General features: G+C 49.5%; 13 protein-coding genes. 5 read left to right on the forward strand and 8 right to left on the reverse strand.

Translation table 11 applies throughout. The annotated features are described in order from the left end of the window. Positions 1 to 17: 17 nt before the first annotated feature. Entirely contained in the window at positions 18 to 737 is a 720-nt protein-coding gene (gene fadR, locus KKH3_RS09060; RefSeq protein WP_039358360.1) for a fatty acid metabolism transcriptional regulator FadR, read from the forward strand. A 97-nt stretch (positions 738 to 834) separates the two neighbouring features. Here fadR and KKH3_RS09065 read toward each other — a convergent pair whose 3' ends face one another. From KKH3_RS09065 to KKH3_RS09080, 4 genes are all read right to left on the reverse strand, one after another. Then, on the reverse strand, positions 835 to 2,376 hold the full coding sequence (locus tag KKH3_RS09065; protein ID WP_039362294.1) for a SpoVR family protein: 1,542 nt from the start codon (positions 2,374 to 2,376) through the stop codon (positions 835 to 837). Between the two features lie 166 nt (positions 2,377 to 2,542). Continuing rightward, the gene (locus tag KKH3_RS09070) at positions 2,543 to 3,958 is read right to left on the reverse strand and encodes a condensation domain-containing protein (protein WP_052201319.1); all 1,416 of its coding nucleotides are present in this window, start codon (positions 3,956 to 3,958) and stop codon (positions 2,543 to 2,545) included. A 50-nt stretch (positions 3,959 to 4,008) separates the two neighbouring features. Continuing rightward, on the reverse strand, positions 4,009 to 5,298 hold the full coding sequence (locus KKH3_RS09075; RefSeq protein WP_052201320.1) for an MFS transporter: 1,290 nt from the start codon (positions 5,296 to 5,298) through the stop codon (positions 4,009 to 4,011). Between the two features lie 21 nt (positions 5,299 to 5,319). Next, a complete protein-coding gene (locus KKH3_RS09080; RefSeq protein WP_039358363.1) occupies positions 5,320 to 6,255 on the reverse strand; it encodes a sulfotransferase family protein in 936 nt (311 codons plus the stop codon). A gap of 782 nt (positions 6,256 to 7,037) precedes the next feature. On the opposite strand from KKH3_RS09080, the gene otsB reads away from it, so the two are divergent. The 4 genes from otsB to KKH3_RS09100 all read left to right on the forward strand — a co-directional run bounded on the left by otsB (position 7,038) and on the right by KKH3_RS09100 (position 12,127). Continuing rightward, entirely contained in the window at positions 7,038 to 7,811 is a 774-nt protein-coding gene (otsB, locus tag KKH3_RS09085; RefSeq protein ID WP_052201321.1) for a trehalose-phosphatase, read from the forward strand. Further along, on the forward strand, positions 7,808 to 9,202 hold the full coding sequence (locus tag KKH3_RS09090) for an alpha,alpha-trehalose-phosphate synthase (UDP-forming) (RefSeq protein WP_039358367.1): 1,395 nt from the start codon (positions 7,808 to 7,810) through the stop codon (positions 9,200 to 9,202). The genes otsB and KKH3_RS09090 overlap by 4 nt, the downstream gene beginning before the upstream one ends. A 119-nt stretch (positions 9,203 to 9,321) precedes the next feature. After that, positions 9,322 to 10,797: a GMC oxidoreductase gene (locus tag KKH3_RS09095; protein ID WP_039358369.1), complete on the forward strand. Its 1,476-nt coding sequence runs from the start codon at positions 9,322 to 9,324 to the stop codon at positions 10,795 to 10,797. A gap of 34 nt (positions 10,798 to 10,831) precedes the next feature. Further along, complete coding sequence (locus KKH3_RS09100) at positions 10,832 to 12,127, forward strand: aminotransferase class III-fold pyridoxal phosphate-dependent enzyme (RefSeq protein WP_039358371.1); 1,296 nt, start codon at positions 10,832 to 10,834, stop codon at positions 12,125 to 12,127. A gap of 140 nt (positions 12,128 to 12,267) precedes the next feature. Here KKH3_RS09100 and KKH3_RS09105 read toward each other — a convergent pair whose 3' ends face one another. Genes KKH3_RS09105 through KKH3_RS09120 form a run of 4 tightly spaced genes read right to left on the reverse strand, consistent with a single transcriptional unit; the run spans position 12,268 to position 14,456 of the window. Then, complete coding sequence (locus KKH3_RS09105) at positions 12,268 to 13,167, reverse strand: tagatose-bisphosphate aldolase (RefSeq protein ID WP_039358372.1); 900 nt, start codon at positions 13,165 to 13,167, stop codon at positions 12,268 to 12,270. A gap of 36 nt (positions 13,168 to 13,203) precedes the next feature. Next, positions 13,204 to 13,737, reverse strand: coding sequence for a P-loop nucleotide/nucleoside kinase family protein (locus KKH3_RS09110; protein ID WP_039358374.1), 534 nt, complete (start codon positions 13,735 to 13,737; stop codon positions 13,204 to 13,206). Continuing rightward, complete coding sequence (locus KKH3_RS09115) at positions 13,734 to 14,171, reverse strand: PTS sugar transporter subunit IIA (protein ID WP_039358376.1); 438 nt, start codon at positions 14,169 to 14,171, stop codon at positions 13,734 to 13,736. The genes KKH3_RS09110 and KKH3_RS09115 overlap by 4 nt, the downstream gene beginning before the upstream one ends. Positions 14,172 to 14,177: 6 nt before the next feature. After that, positions 14,178 to 14,456, reverse strand: a complete 279-nt coding sequence (locus KKH3_RS09120; protein ID WP_039358378.1) for a hypothetical protein — start codon at positions 14,454 to 14,456, stop codon at positions 14,178 to 14,180. Positions 14,457 to 14,489: the final 33 nt, after the last annotated feature.

A 14,489-nucleotide genomic window follows, 5' to 3' on the forward strand; every position in this document is an offset into this window, starting at 1 on the left:
TACGGATTATCAAACACATGGTTATAAAGGCGCAAAGTCCGGCTGGATTCGCGGAAGAATACATTATCGAAAGTATATGGAATAACCGCTTTCCCCCTGGCTCTATTTTGCCCGCGGAAAGAGAGCTTTCCGAACTGATCGGCGTGACCCGTACTACCCTGCGTGAGGTGCTTCAGCGCCTGGCCCGCGATGGCTGGCTGACAATACAGCACGGGAAACCAACAAAGATTAACAATTTTTGGGAAACGTCCGGGCTTAATATTCTGGAAACGCTGGCTCGGCTCGATCACGATAGCGTGCCGCAATTGATCGATAACCTATTGGCAGTGCGAACCAACATCGCCGCCATCTTTATTCGGACGGCATTACGCCACAATCCGGAAAAGGTGCGTGAGGTATTAACTCAGACAAACGCGGTAGATGATAGCGCAGAAGCCTTTGCACAACTTGACTATAACGTGTTCCGTGGTTTGGCTTTTGCCTCTGGCAATCCAATTTATGGTCTGATCCTGAATGGTCTGAAAGGGCTATATATCCGCGTAGGGCGCTACTATTTTTCCAATCCGGAAGCCCGCAAGCTGGCGGTGAATTTTTACGGTCGGTTGGAAGCGTTGCGTAGCGAAGAGCTCTACGATCAGGTGATGGATGTCGTCAGACATTATGGTAAAGAAAGTGGAGCGATCTGGCACAGCATGCAGAGTGCGATCCCGCGGGATATCGCGGAAGTACGCCGCTAAGGCTCATACCGCAGTTTCATGGTGAAAAGGGGATTCAGGTTGCTGCCTGAATCCCCTTTGTCTTTGGTTGTGTTGCTGACCAGTGAACCGAGTTCCGTTATGCCGATGCCGTCCCGTTACGCGGCGGGCAGCGTTCAATCAACTCGATGCTGCCATCCGTGTTCGCCTGTTCCAGATAGACGTCAAATCCCCACAGGCGGTGAACGTGCTTTAATACTTCCTGGCTACTTTTGTCCAGCGGTGCGCGATTATGCGGAACATAGCGCAGCGTCAGCGCCCGATTACCGCGCAAATCCACATTCCAGACCTGAATGTTCGGTTCCAGATGGCTCAGGTTGTACTGCGCCGAGAGTTCCTGCCGGATCAAACGATAGCCTTCTTCGTCGTGGATCGCGGCAATTTCCAGATAGTTATTGCGGTCGTCGTCCAGAACGGTAAATAGCCGGAAATCACGCATCAGCTTCGGTGACAGGAACTGGCTGATGAAACTCTCGTCCTTGAAGTTCTGCATTGCAAAATGCAGCGTGTCGAGCCAGTCTTTACCCGCGATATCGGGGAACCAGTAGCGGTCTTCGTCCGTCGGTGACTGGCAAATACGCTTGATATCCTGAAACATCGCGAAGCCTAGCGCATACGGATTAATCCCGCTGTAATACGGACTGTTATACGGCGGCTGATAAATCACGTTGGTATGGCTGTGCAGGAACTCCAGCATGAAGCGCTCGGTGACCCGACCTTCATCGTAGAGATGGTTCAGAATGGTGTAGTGCCAGAATGTTGCCCAGCCTTCATTCATCACCTGAGTCTGCTTCTGCGGATAGAAATACTGGCTGACTTTCCGCACGATACGCAGAACCTCACGCTGCCAGGGCTCCAGCAGCGGCGCATTTTTCTCCATAAAATAGAGCAGGTTTTCCTGCGGCTCTTGCGGAAAACGTCGTGCTTGCTCTGGTATGGCACCCTGTTCGCGACGCGGTAATGTCTTCCAGAGATCGTTAACCTGGCTTTGCAGGTAGGCCTCACGGCTTTTCTGGCGGGACTTTTCCTCTTCGAGCGAAATCTTCTGCGGACGCTTATAGCGGTCAACGCCGTAATTCATTAGCGCATGGCAGGAATCTAACAGGCGTTCCACTTCGTCCACACCATAACGCTCTTCGCATTGCGCGATATACTGCCGCGCAAACAGCAGGTAATCGACGATGGAGCTGGCATCGGTCCAACTGCGGAACAGGTAGTTGCCTTTGAAGAAGGAGTTATGCCCGTAGCACGCATGCGCCATCACCAGCGCCTGCATCGGCAGGGTGTTTTCTTCCATCAAATACGCGATACAGGGATCGGAGTTAATAACGATTTCGTATGCGAGTCCCTGCTGCCCGTGTTTATAACGCTGTTCGGTTTCGATAAATTTCTTCCCGAACGACCAGTGGGCATAGTTGATCGGCATGCCTATACTGGAATAGGCGTCCATCATTTGTTCTGAAGTGATGACTTCAATCTGATGAGGATAGGTCGCCAGACGATACAACTTGGCTACCCGATCAATCTCATCCAGGTAAACCTGCAATAACTCAAACGTCCAGTCCGGTCCATCACTCAGGCGAAGTGTTTTTTTTACCTGATTATCCGTCGATATAGCCATCAGCGCGCCCCCTAACATAACAAGTCTGTACGTGAGATCTCGTTTACTGCCTTCCCGCTGGCTCCTGTCAAAAAATCATCGTTGTTCATTTAGTTATAGCTGAGCTTTGGAAACGCGGCAATTGACGAATTGAGCGTAGCAAGAAGGTTATCTCGTTATCGCAACCTCACTGCTTTCCCTCATCCAGCCAGCATCCTGTGCTCACGACGCTATCAAGTCGCTTTCTGGTTTGAGCAAGGTATTGCGATATGACATGGCTCGCTTGCTCAGACGCAGGATGACGATAATTAAGGAAAAGTCCATCGTGCGTGCGAATGAACCATAAGCACACTTCTTCAGGGTCGACGCTGGTGCAGTAGGCTGTAGCAACTTGCCACTCAGACCAGTGACGTGAACCTGGCGTACGACGCATATCCATATATGAGATCATGAAAGGATCGCGAAGCGGTTGGTTGATCAGTTCGGCGACACGGGTTATGGGTATTTGTGCCAACGTCTTTATTCCCTTGAGGCCCGTTACCGCGTGGGCGAGTGCCGACGAGAATGGGCTTGAACCATCGATTCGGCAGGCAAATGGAGACATCCCCACGTACCAGCCCATCGACGGCTTTCTGTTTCCCGATTGGGTTTGACAGGGAATCATCGTCCGAAATTCATACTGTCCGGTTTTATCATGAACGGATTTAGCCAGACACGCTAACAGCCCGGAGAAGGTATCTCCACTGGCGGCCCGACAGATGCGGCTAAATGCGTTTGCGTCATTTTTGTTCATCACCATGATGTGCCCGCTATGCTGCGCAATTAACGGATTTTCTGGTCTGTCTAGCGGAATGGGGAAAGGAGGCAAATGGCCCCCTGACTTATTGACAAAGCGCTGCCAACGAATGATCCCTTCGTGATCGGCGGTCAGCGCTTCAGATGCGCTTCGTTCTGCTTCTGCAAAATCGAGATAACTGGCAGCGGGAGGCAGAGTGAGCGGGGTGTTATCGGCGGAGATCGCCGCATGGTATAAAAGAGAGAGCTCAGCCGGAAGTTCAAAGAGTGAATAACCGTCTATCAATGTATGATCAACGGCGACACAGACGGTTGTCGCTCTCGCGTGCTGGATCGTGGTAAACAGATAGCCAGGCCAGTTGAGTGGACTAACGCTGTCGTTGAATAACTGCTCCAATTGGTGGACGAGATCGCCGGTATTGCTGAAATGACCAATAAAGCTGGCATCCACCTTGATCGCCGCTGTTTCCAAGGTCAGGCGTTCCAACTGTGTGTGCGCCGTTGGGGTCGCAGAAAGTCTAAGATGGCTGCGCAGTGTTTCATGACGATCGGTCCAGTGACACAGGGCTTTGGTGAATGCCGCCTGATCGAGCGGCTCCGGCAGAGTAAAGGTACAACTTAGCCAGGATGCCGATGCTCTCCCTTCCCGCTGTTCCTCAAGGGCTCCCATGATACTCGCCTCCTGAATACAGGAAGCGCGTCGCCGATCGCGAACCCATCTCGCATCCGACATTGGCGGGGCTTCTGCTCGCCAGACGGTAAGACGGCCTGGTGGGAGAGTCAGTGACGGCATATTGATAAACTTCATGATCTTTTCCTTAATCTCTGTGAAGTGCGTTGTCGAGTAAGCGCGGCAATTCAACCTGGTTTCTGACTCAACTGAGGCGTCCGAACTTTCCACAATGGGGATAAGACAATCCATATGGCGGCCAGCGCCATCAAGATAGCGGCAAATAAGAGGGATAACCGTATACCCAGAAACGTTCCGCATGCTCCGCCCAGTACTGCACCTAGCGGCGCCAGTCCCCAAACCAGCGTGCGGATACTTGCGTTTATCCGTCCATGAATAGCTGCGGGAGAAAGGGTATAACGGATCGGAACCTGATGAACGTTATAGATCTGCATGCCAAACCACATGATGGATTGAGAAAGACCTACTGTGATTTCCCCTTGCAGTAATGGGCAAAGCAGCGCACCGCCGGCGCTGATAATAATGGCGGTGACGAGCACGCGTCCCAGCCCTAGCCATCTTGCGGCGATGCCGGAAAGTAATGCTCCCGTCACGCTTCCTACCGCGGCGAAACTGGTCACAATGCCAATTTTCTCTGGTGTGAGTTGGAGGCTTCCTGATAGATAAAGAATGAATAAAGCAGAGTAGGCGCTATAGAAAAAGATCAGTGTAGCCGTGGCGAACGTGGCTGCGCGAAGGGGGGGAGTATGCAACAAGAATTGTGCACCTTCAATTGCTCCAGTGAGGATGCGTCTCAATGTACCTGAAGAAGTCGCGCGCGGTGCCTGAGGCGTCGCGTGTGGAGCCATCGACGTGCCGGGCTGCGATCCTGTCGTCACGTAAGGGAGTAATGCGGTCATCAGCATCAACGCGACTATATTCGCTACAATCGCGGTAGGCGCTGAGAACGTTGCAATCAGCCAACCGGCGAGTGGCAAGCCAACAATCATCGCTGCTGATTGTCCTAACTCTAGCCTGCTCTGTGCTTTTACCCACAGCGTATGCGGAACGATGGCAGGCACCCAGGATAGAAATGTGATATCCGTAATCACCATGGCGGCGCCAACGAGCGTTGCCGCGGTATAGAGGTGAAACATACTGACATGTCCGTTCCAGAAAACTGCCAGAGGGATCGTTGACAACACCAAGGCTATAACCATATTCGCCGCCATCAAAAGTAGCCTGTGTGATACGTTGTCAACCAGTAGTCCGACAAACAACCCTAACAGCAAATAGGGCATACGACCGCAGGCGAGTAATATCCCGGTTTCAAACGAATTGGCGTGGTTTAAATGAATAGCGGTGAGTGGGAGCGCGAGTGTTGTTATCTGCGCGCCGGTCAGGGAGAGAACCTGACCGGACAGAAGAAGATGAAAACCCGCGGGGATCCGCTTTGCCTTGTTTGTTAAATCATGCATGGCGCGTCGAACCCTGAAAAGCTAGCTGTTTATCGCTAGGCTGTAACCTAAACGTTGTAGTTCTTTTCCTGCAATAAGTTCGAACTTTTCAATTTGCTCTTGGGTAAGATCCTGACGGTAGCGACCATTGCGGCCAGTATAAACTGGCTTGCTTGCCGACTCGGCAGAGGGGTGTCCCCAGGGTTTTTCAAAAAGAGAGTGAGCAAGGTCTGAATGGCGTAGTAAACCGTCATCCCATTCTAATCCAATGAAATCAATCATCTGCTTAATGACGATTTGAGGCGTCATGACCAGATCTTCGTATCTGATTTCTTGATATCGCGCGTTCGGCGCGGAACGATGCGCGTTGGCTACTATCTCTAACCAGCCGTATGCGGCTTCCTCTATCGTCTGATAGCCCCATTCAGGGACTGTCTTTAAATGAGAGGCGGCAAGATCGCGTCCATCACGGAGGATATGAATAAAATCTGCGTTAGGCCAGATAGTGGCATAGTCTCTAACATCTTTGATCCTTCTTTGGAGCTTCAAACCCCAGCGTTTTGCTCCGGTTTGCTGGCGCCGAAGTTCTCCAATTAAATTAATTAGATAGCAACGATCGTCTAAAGAGGTAAGATCGCTGTCACACGCGGACATCGCATTGTTTACCAGATTTCTAAGATCGTCGCGGTTCAGACCAAAACGCTCGCATTGAATGATGAAGTGTACGCCGTCAAACCATTCAGGATCGATGCTTTCTTTTGTTGCGCCTATCAGCTGTTTCTCGTTGATATCGATAAAATTACATGCGTTTAGAATGTGAGGGCCAAGGTTGACGGGCTCTGTAAAATCGAGTTCGGGCCCAACGACCAGATCGGAGTGAGAATCAAGAATTACGCTGAGCAGCGTGGTGCCTGAACGGTTTTCTCCGCCTAAGAGAACCGGGTTGGAGGTCAATACATGAGATTTACAGTCAGCCATAACATATCCTTTTGTTATTAAACAGTATTTATACCCGACATACTTCAAGCTGCTTGTGCGTTGGCAATACTCGGCTCATCTCTGAGCCTCGCCCTGAAGAGCCGCCACAAGCGGCGTTCAAATTGGCTTAGCCAATTTGTCGTTACTCACCTCAGCCACTTACCTGAGTAAGCTCCTGGGGATGAAATATCAGACATCCTGTCCCAACGCATAGCGTTGTTCAGACGCTAACGTTTTGTCACGCAACTCGAATTATTCAGGGGATATCAATATTCTCAGTGTTCCATATTTTGGAAAAATAATTCCCCCCTGAATAACCATTAATATGGTTTGAAAATAATTAGCAATGTCAGTTTTAATTTCCCTTTCGTCATCTCCATAGCAATGTGAAAAATTTCTATCATTTGTTATTTGACAGGTCAATATATAATTTATTGTTAATTTATGTTGAAATTTTTCTTAAGGAGGTTAAATAATAATTACGCGATGTGACGGGTAGGTTGGCAACATTCAGTGATAAATAATAGCTTGTTAATTATTTTTCACTCTATTTTTAATTCATAACTTCATGATATTAATGGCTTTTAATGATATTAAAAACAAGTGAATTTGAGAGTGGTGTGCATGTATTTGTCAAATAGCATTTTATTATGGTTCGATTGGGTTGATTAATATAATTATATTAATGCGTTACGTTGATGGTTATAGGCAGTGTCTGTGTATTGGCTAGGTGAAAATAGATGTAGCAAAAGGGACGTCATTATCTCAGCGAGGAGTAAAATATGTCTTTTACCGATGAGCTAGCAAGCATTAGGCCGGATAAACACGCATTTTTCTTTGATATCGACGGAACGCTGGCCGACATTTGTCAGCGCCCGGAACAGGTAAAAATACCCTCCGAGCGTTTGCGCTTGCTGACACGACTTTCATTTATGAGTGGGGCGATGGCGGTGATATCCGGGCGCAGCATGGTGGATATTGACCAGCTATTATCCCCTCTTAAATGTCCGGCGGCGGCGGTACACGGCGCTCAAAAGCGGTATGCCTGTGGAACGCTTTGGCAATCTGAAACGTATTTACCGAAAAAACTGCTTCAGCAGTTACGCTTGCTGGCTGCGGATTTCCCCGGGGTTTGTCTGGAAAAAAAAGCCCAAATTGCCATGACGATACATTTTCGCGCCTGTCCTGAGAGCGGGGATGACGTGCGGATGAGGGTGAAGCGTTTAATTGCAGACTATCCGCAATTTGCGTTGCAACCTGGTAAGGAAGTCGTTGAAATTAAACCTCGCGAGGTTGATAAAGGCGCTGCACTGCATGAGTTTATGGGACAGCCGCCTTTTCTCGGTAGAATCCCCGTTTTTGTCGGTGACGACTTACCTGATGAGGTCGGATTTTCGGCTGCTCAGACGCTGGGTGGTATTGGCATCAAAGTGGGTCAAGGGGAAACGTGCGCAAGTCATCGACTGGCCAGCCCCGAAAGCGTTGAAAATTGGCTCCGCCACGTTACTTCTGAGCCAAATTCTCCCTTATCGCATAAGGGAGGCTACCCACAATGAATCGCCTGATTGTTGTTTCCAATCGCGTCGCCTCTCCAGCAAAAAATGGCTGTCCCGGTGGTCTCGCTAGCGGTCTACTGGATGCGCTACGTCAGATTGGTGGGCTTTGGTTTGGCTGGAATGGGGAAATCAAAGATGATGCTGGCGAATTATCCATCCAGGAAGAGGGGGAGATCACGTTTGTCACGACGAGTCTCACCCGTCAGCAGTTCCAGCAGTACTATTGCGGTTTTGCAAATAGCATGTTGTGGCCTGTTTTTCACTATCGTACTGATATAGCTAATTATAATAGCAATGACTACGCGGGATATTGTCAGGTTAATACATTATTAGCCCAAAAATTAATTCCCTTATTGCGTCCAGATGATTTGTTATGGGTGCAGGACTATCATCTCATCCCCTTTGCTAATTCGTGTCGTCAGTTGGGAGTGCGCAACCGTATCGGTTTTTTTCTGCACACGCCTTTTCCCTGTGCGGAGATAGCAAGAACGATTCCCCCACACCACGATCTGTTTGGCTACTTAGCCGATTACGATCTGGTGGGATTCCAGACAGAAACCGATCATCAGGCGTTTCTGGATTATGCTCGTCGTTTCAATGTCAATCAGGGTGTACCTCCTACGGGGGTTTATCCTATCGGCATTGCGCCTGACGCGGTGACGAAGATGGCAGAGGATCATCAGCAAAATGCGATCCTGAAGGGGCATTCACACCAAGCGCCAGAGACTCAGGTGATTTTTGGCGTTGACAGGCTTGATTACTCCAAAGGACTCCCTGAGCGTTTTCAAGGCTATGAACGTTTTTTGGAGACGTATCCTGATTATCGACGCCAGGTACAGTTTGTCCAAATGGCGGCGGCTACACGAGAAGATCTTACCTGCTATCGCCGAATCCATCAGCAGCTCAACGCCGAGGTTGGCCGAATTAATGGGTGCTTCGGTGATGTTGACTGGCTCCCGCTGAATTATTTAAACCAAAGCTGTTCACGCGCCTGCCTTGCAGGGTTAATGCGTCAGGCTCGTGTCGGTCTGGTGACGCCATTGCGTGATGGTATGAATCTCGTCGCCAAAGAGTATGTTGCCGCCCAAGATGCTGATAACCCTGGAGTATTGATTCTTTCCTGCTTTGCCGGTGCGGCTCAGGAACTCGATGCCGCACTCATGGTGAATCCACATGATGCCGATGAGGTCGCGATGGCGTTAGACCGCGCATTGACGATGTCTTTGTCAGAACGAAAAGCCCGACATCGGGCAATGATGCAAGTGTTAAATAAGAACACGATCGCTGATTGGTATGGAACGTTTCTCACTGATTTACGGAAGGTCAGACCGACTAACACGCCGCTGCGCGAGCGACTCGGTGCATTCGCCGGCGATGCTGCGCATCTGTAGTCATTGAAAAAGGTTTAATTATTACTGGTCGTGGTGAATAACCAGGCAGTCATTACGTTAACCATCGCGATCGTATTGGGCCAGTTGGTGGCAGGCCTATTGAAAAAGGAGCAAATATTGTGACGATAATTCAGCACATCGCCGCCTATCAGGGACGATTCGACCAATTCGACGCTGTCGTAGTGGGTTCTGGCCCTTCAGGCTCAATGGTTGCCAGAACATTAGCTGAGAAAGGCAAACATGTTCTCATTTTGGAACTTGGTGCGCATGCGCCGCCGGGCGCAGTGCTTACCACGCATCAATCCGTATTTAGCCGAGCCATAACGGAAGACCATATTGCAGACGGTAATCCGTGGACGGCGTGCTGCGTCGGTGGGGGAATGCAGTTCTATTCCGCGATTACTTTTCGTTATCGTGATGCAGATATGCACGCGAGTCGCTATTTGAACTCCGATATGGAAATGGATTGGCCGATCGGGCTTCAGGACCTGAATGAGCATTATGACTATGTCGAAACGCTGATGGGAATCACTGAAATGGGGCGCTATCCCGTCAGCGCTCGCGGCATCAAGATAGCCGCGGCAATGTCCGTATTGGACTATCAACCTAAGAATATGCCGCTCGCTATCCTTCAACCCGGCAAAGACGGAGGATGCAGCTATTGTGCTGCCTGCGATAGCCGCTCTTGCCCAGTAGGGGCGAAGGCCTCGGTTTTCACACGCTCGGTGCTCGACGATACCTCGTTGAAGGGCAGCATTACGCTGTTGTACGGCTGTGTAGTCAAAAAAATCGTCCTGGACAAACAGGGGCATGCGGGTTCAGTCGAATGTTATATCCCTTTCTCCTCTCAACACTTAAGCGTGCCGGTCGAGAACGTCATTTGCTGCGGCAATGCAATCCAATCAAGTGCGTTGCTCATGCGCTCTAAGTCCCACTATGCGCCCCAGGGTATTGGCAATGATTACGATCTGGTTGGAAGGGGACTGTCATTTAAAATCAGTGGCTATTCAATTGGTTCCAATCCGCTGTGGATGCAACAAGCCGATTTAGGGGCGCCCCATCAGGGTGCGCCAGCGACAGTCTATACCGATGCGTTCTATCAGGCTCCAGACGTGCCTACTGGCATGGGGGGACTGATTTATGAGGCGGCTTCGCCTTTCCCAGAAAAAAATATTGGTCATTTGCGCATCCACTACCTTGCCGGAGAAGAGGCCTGGTCGCATAACCGTATTTCACTGGATGATGAAGAAGATGTCTTTGGTAATCCATTAATCAGATTCCACTATAAAAATACTGAAAATGATCAAGCCCGTTTTGCATTTTTAGCCGATCGGGCTGACGACATATTACGTCAGGCTGGCGCAACATCCATTGAACGTGAAGTTCCGCAGTACAGAAAAGGCAGTTCGCACCTGCATGGCACGGCTCGTGCTGGAAAAAATCCTGCGCGTTCAGTTGTCGATCTCGTCGGCAAGGTGCATGGCTATGACAACATTTACGTTATGGATGCGTCCGTAATGAATTTTGCGGGTAACTGGAATCCAACGCACACCATCATGGCTAACGCACGCAGAATGGCAATCGCACTGGATTAAGGTGAAGAGGGAAATAATCATGGAGCACACTGAAATGGATAATAAACATCTGCTATTGAGAGCAATGTCGTCAACAGCGGCAAAGCAGTATGACGTAGAAGCGCGTCCCCCGTTTGTCGTCAATAGTGCACAAGGGGCGTGGTTAAAGGACTGCGATGAGCGCGCTATTTTGGATATGACATCGTCTAATGGCACGACGCTGTTTGGCTATCGGCGGGAGGATATCGATAACGCCGTAATCGAGCAACTCACCCAGAGAGGGACGATATTTCCGACCACGCTGTCTCCGCAGCGTATTGAACTGGCAGAGCGTCTTATCGACCGCTATCCGGCGGCAGAAAAAGCTGTTTTCTTCCGTACCGGGTCGGATGGAACGTCTGCGGCGATAAGGATGGCGCGAGCTTATACTGGGAAACGTATTATTTTATCCAGTGGGTATCATGGATGGCACGACTGGCATCGTCTTTTCGGCAAAGCCTGTTTCGATAAACAGACGGAAGTTTTTCATTTTGGCTACAACTTATCCGCGTTATCACAACTGTTGGAACATGCCAGAGACTGTATCGCGGGCGTTATTGTGACGCCAGAGCCTGGCTGGTATGACGAGAGCCATTTTCAGGCAATGTATCAACTGTGTAAACAGGCCGGCGTTCCATTCATATTAGACGAAGTGATGTCGGGTCTGCGCTACGGCGCAGCCGGTCTGAATGGCGCAGGTGTGTCCGCTGATTTGGTGGTCATCAGTAAAGGGTTAGCCAACGGTCATGCGCTTTCTTGCGTGGCGGGAAAGGCGGATATCATCAATGCCTATGATGCCGCAGGCTTGGCTGGAACTTACAATAAGGAAGTCACGCCGATGGCGGCCGCCCTTACCGTGTTACGTATCCTTGAAGAGGAAAAACCTCACGAGACGGCCTGTGCGGTGGGGGCTGAGCTGATGCAGGGGATGCAAAACGCGGCGGATAAAATCGGTTTCCCGCTGTGGGTCACTGGTGCCCCGTTGATGTTCAAAACGGTATTTTCCAGCGCGGCGCTTGCAGATGCTGTCACCGCGTCTTGCTTTTCCTCCGGCTTGTTTTTGGAGTGTGGCGGTACCCATATGATCAATTTCGCATTCGGTGCACAGGAACGGGATTATGCGATTGACTGTTTTGCACAAGCACTGAAGGAGGTGAGTTCATCTGGATTGGCTGACGATGTCATTGATCGCAAGATTACCGAATCTCAACGTAAAATGTACGCCCGTGATGCATTTGGCGCAGCATTTGAGGAAGACGAAGACATCACGCATCAAATCGCAGAGGCGCTAGGATACCTTGGCTTGCGTTAGGCATACCGCGCTTTTCTCGCGCATAACTATATAGAGAAGTGTCATTCTAGAGAGGTGTCATTCCCACATCGCGTTAGGAAAGGGAATGACACATCCCTGTTTTCGTCATACTTCGTCTAACCTGCCTGACGTTTACTCATTTAGCGGTGTTGATACCGTTTTAACAGCGCCTGAATATCGTTGAGGCGGGAAACGGCAATGGTAGACAGCTTCTCTTTAGAAACGTTGCGATCGAGCGAGATGCAATCCTTCCACAGTGAACGACCGGCAATCACACCAGAAGCGCCATTTTTCAACGCACTTTCTACCTGAGGGAGAAAGGTGGCGTGATCGACACCCGCAGACAGGACGGCCCAGGGAATGTTACCGCAGAGTGTGGTGACGCGCGCACAGGCTTCATCAGACCCAGGATAAGGAATCTTTAAGACTTTCGCGCCTTGATCGATACAGGCCTGACAGCCTGCCGGAATGAGTTCTGGCAAGAGGCGGGTATAGGCTTCGCGAGATTCATTTTCCAGAGAGTAGGTCAGAAATTCGACGACGAGCAGTAAATCTTCCTGCGCAAAATCCTGAATCACTTTACGGAGTGTGGCAAGGTTACGGGTATTGGCATCTGGTATATCCGGGCGAAGGTAGATCATGATTTTTCCGCCGGTGGCACCCCATTCACGGACTTTACGTGCCGTTACGCCGTCAACCATCGTGGAGATCCGGTAGCCTTCTGGCGTTGTTTCCCACCCTGACGCATCAAGCCCGATAAGCAGGCCCGTATCGCGGGGCAAAATCTTTTCATCTATAAGACCCGGTATGGCGCAGATCGGGTCAACCAGGACACAGCCTGCCTCAGCTGCCAGATAGCGAGTGATGTCATATTTTGTTTTTCCTAATGTCTCATTGGTAATCGCAGCCTGTGCTTCTGATGTCGGTGCTAATAAAGTTCGCATGCCGCCACGTTGATCGCAGGCAATAACCATCATTGCCCCCGTTGCGTTACAAATTAATTGATATCCCCGATGCTCAGCGGTTGTCATGGTGTTCATGATAATTACCCTCATAAAATTAATGTAAATAAGCGATTAATCCAGGTGTGTTTTTATCCATTGAATTAATTCCTGATAATTAATGTCCTTATCCTGATCAACCGTGTAACATTTTCCCATACCCATCGGCTGTGCCTGATGCGCGAGTGAAATTAATTCCGGCAGATACTCACTGCCGGGATGACCCTTTATTCTTTCATTCATTCTGGTTTGATATCGCTCAGCCACCCGGTCAGGTGAGATGGCATTCCATATCTCAAGCGCATGCTGGATGTCACACGAAACCAGATAGTGCTGTAATAGTGATTTTTCGCGAAAACCGAACCACGCATCAAGAATCAGAATACTATTGTCAGGAGCCTGTCTAACGATATTAAACATGGCCTGATACGCGGCATACCCTAATTTTCTGTTTAACGTTCGGTCAATCGTGTCGCTGAACTGCATCATGAACGGCTCTTTTATTTCATCGAGACTTAAGCGTGGGAGGCTCAATTCATCCGCAATGATACGCGCTACCGTACTTTTCCCTGATGCGGGAATGCCATTGACTAAAATAAGTTTTTTCATAAGACTCCGACAATATCATCTGATGTGGTGGCACATCGAATACGAGAGAGCATGTCGTCCTTTTCTAATAGGTTGACGATTGAGGCGATACCTTCCGTAATATGCGCATCACTGTTAACGCCACCGAACATAATTAAAATATCCACCGGCTCACTTCCGTGAATAGAGAGCGGCGTCTGTAACGTCAGTAGGCTAAAACAATTCTCCCGAACGCCACATTCAGGGCGCGCATGAGGAATAGCGACTCCTTCATCAAAAACATAATAAGGGCCGTATTCCTTCGTGTTTTCTATCACCGCGATAGGATACTCATTTGTAATATACCCGGCGCTGATTAAGGGTTGCGCGGCACAATAAATAGCCTCTTCCCATGTCTTGCATATCACACCGAGTTGAATGCAATTGTGCTGCAACAGGAAATTTTTTATGCTCATAAAACCTCATATATTTTTCCGAATGGTATTTCTGAGTTCATCTATCTGAATAAAAATACGATCAACGCGTTCCCGATAGTCAGAATGTGAAGAAAATAACTGAATGGCCTGATTGTATTTAATCATTAGCGCTTTTTGCGTTTCACTATGCCCCGGGTTTTGTGTTAAACGAGATTCAAGTTCCGCTAATTCTTCCTCCATTTCCCTGACGCGATTGTCATTCGTATTATCGCGATGGTCGGAAGAGGGACCAGGGGATAAAAAGCGTTTGAGCAGAGAAAACATAGTGACTCCTTAAGCTATTTGCATCATGACGAC

Source organism: Pectobacterium actinidiae (assembly GCF_000803315.1).
GTDB classification, from domain to species: domain Bacteria; phylum Pseudomonadota; class Gammaproteobacteria; order Enterobacterales; family Enterobacteriaceae; genus Pectobacterium; species Pectobacterium actinidiae.